This window comes from Bradyrhizobium sp., assembly GCF_049798375.1.
In the GTDB taxonomy this organism is placed as follows: domain Bacteria; phylum Pseudomonadota; class Alphaproteobacteria; order Rhizobiales; family Xanthobacteraceae; genus Bradyrhizobium.
This window is the reverse complement of the sequence record NZ_JBARGP010000333.1, coordinates 1-2,439: the sequence shown is the minus strand read 5'-3', so window position 1 is coordinate 2,439 and position 2,439 is coordinate 1. Positions and strand designations below refer to the sequence as shown.

Annotated in this window: 1 protein-coding gene; it reads right to left on the bottom strand. The window is 64.1% G+C overall.

Going from position 1 to position 2,439, the window contains the following annotated elements; all coding sequences use genetic code 11:
• The coding region (locus tag WA702_RS14180) for an ATP-binding protein (RefSeq protein WP_425111164.1) at positions 1-2,439 on the bottom strand (2,439 nt) is incomplete at both ends.

Below are 2,439 nucleotides of genomic sequence, written 5' to 3'. Positions count from 1 at the left end.
ATTGCAGGGAGCGGGCAAGGTCGGCGCGGAGGTAGGGCTTGCCGATGATCGGGAATTCGCCCACCGCGCCGTGCCGCGCCAGAACATCGGCCGCATTGCCCGAGGCAAGCAGGATCTTGATGTCCTCGTGAAGCCGCTCCGCCTCGCGCGCCAGCTCGACCCCATTGATGCCGCCGGGCATCACCACGTCGCTGAACAGGATGTCGGGCCGCATCCCGCTCTTGAGCATCCGCAGCGCGTCGACGCCATTGCGGGCGTAGACGACGTCATAGCCGAGCCGCGTCAGCATGGTCACGCCGACGTCCAGGACCTCGTCATCATCCTCGACCAGAAGCACCCGTCCCGAGCCCGGCGGCGTGTCCTGCGCCGCTGCTGCGGCCGTCTCCACAACGGGCGCCTGCGCCGACCTGGGCAAATAGAGACAGACCATGGTCCCGATGCCGATGGCGCTCTCGATGGTGACGTGGCCGCCGGATTGGCGGACGAAGCCGTAGACCATGCTGAGTCCGAGGCCGGTCCCCCGCCCGACCTCCTTGGTAGTGAAGAACGGCTCGAACGCCCGGTCGAGCGTTTCGGGAGTCATGCCGCAGCCGGCATCGGTGACCGAGATCATGACATAGCAGCCGGCCGAAACCCCGGCGATGGCATCGTCCTCCAGCGCGATGTTGCGCAACCCGATTTCCAGCAATCCTCCATTCGGCATCGCATCGCGCCCATTGAGCGCCAGATTGAGCAGTGCCGTCTGCAACTGCGCCGGGTCCACGTAGCACGGCCACACCCGATCATCGGCAACGAGCCTGAACTCGCATCCCTCACCCGCCGCCTGGCGGATCACCTCCTGGAAGTCGCGAATGAGGCAACTTGCATAGACCGGCTTCGGCGTCAGCTTCTGCCTGCGCGAAAAGGCAAGCAGCTGCGCCGTGAGGTTCGCGCCGCGACTGGCCGCTTTCCGCGCCGCTGCCGCCAGCTCGCGGGCGTGGTCGCGGTCCGTTTCGGCATCCTCGATCAACTCGAGATTGCCCGAGATCACCATCAGCAGATTGTTGAAATCATGGGCCACACCACCGGTGAGCTGGCCGATCGCCTCCATCTTCTGGCTCTGGTGCAGCTGCTCCTCGATCAGGCGGCGGGCTTCGATCGCCTGCTTGTGTTCGGTGATGTCCCGAAACAGCACGGCAAGGCCTTCGCCGGACGGGAATGCATTGATGTCGTACCAGATCCCCCGCCGCCTGCAGAACCGCTCGAAGGAGGTCGACTGCTGCTTCGACACCGCCTCCTGCAGCAGGACAGCGACATCAGGCTCAGCGGCCGCGACGGAAAATGCTTCCCAGATATCGACGCCGACGAGGTTGCGCTCCTCGGAAAGGTGCGCCTGGGCGCGCGCATTGAGATACGAAACGCACCACTCTCGATCGACAATCATGACGCAGTCGTTCGTGCTCTCGAAGATCGAGGTGATCCGGTTGGCCGCTTCCTCCGCTTTCTCCTTGGCTTCGTATAGCTCACGTTCGCGCGCGGCGAGCGCGTCGGCCATGGTGTTGAACGCGTCGGCAACCCAGGAGAGCTCCGATCGCTTGTCGCGGATATGCACCCGCCGCGCATAGTCGCCGAGCCGCCACTGGTTGGCGACATCGACCAACTGCTTCAACGGCTGATGGATGAAGCGCCGCGCGCCGAAGCACGACAGTAGCAGCACCAGACCCGCACCGAGCGCGATGAGAAGCACGTCCTGCCAGGTCCGGCGCTGGATCCAGCTGAAGGCCTGCGCCTTGTCGAGGCCGACCGCGACCAGGAGACTGCCGGAGTCCGCCTGCAGCGTCGAATAGCCGACGATCCGCTCGACGCCGTTGAGATCGGCGGTCGTGATCGTGCCCGAGCGGTCGGAATGCATATACCTCTGGCCGGGCATCTCGCGGCCGACGAAATTGCCGTTATCGGGATAACGGGCGAGATAGGTGCCGGCGCGGTCGGCGATGGCCAGTGCGGCGCCGCGTGGAACACCTAGCTGAAGAATGAAACTTGCGAGCCATTTCAGATTTAGCGCCGCAATGATGACGCCGCCGAACTGGCCATGATCGTCGGCGAACGGCAAAGCGAATGGGATGAGCTCACGCCCGGTCAGCCTGCCGATCGAATAGATTCCCACCGTAAAATGACCGGTCCGCGTCGCGTCGATGAAATAAGAACGGTCAGCGACATTCACACTCTGGCCATCGGTGGTGCAGATCGACTCCCCCCTCACGTCGACGATGACGAAGGTCAGGAATGCCGGAAAGCGTTGCTTGAGCGTCGAAAGATATCCGCTGCATGCATGCGAATCCCTGGCCTTGATCGCCGGGAGTTCCGAAAGCGCGATCAGCACCTGGCGGATCCCTTCGACCACCTGCTGCTGCTCGGCGGCGGCGAGCTTGGCCAGGCCCAACGCCTGCTCCTGAACGT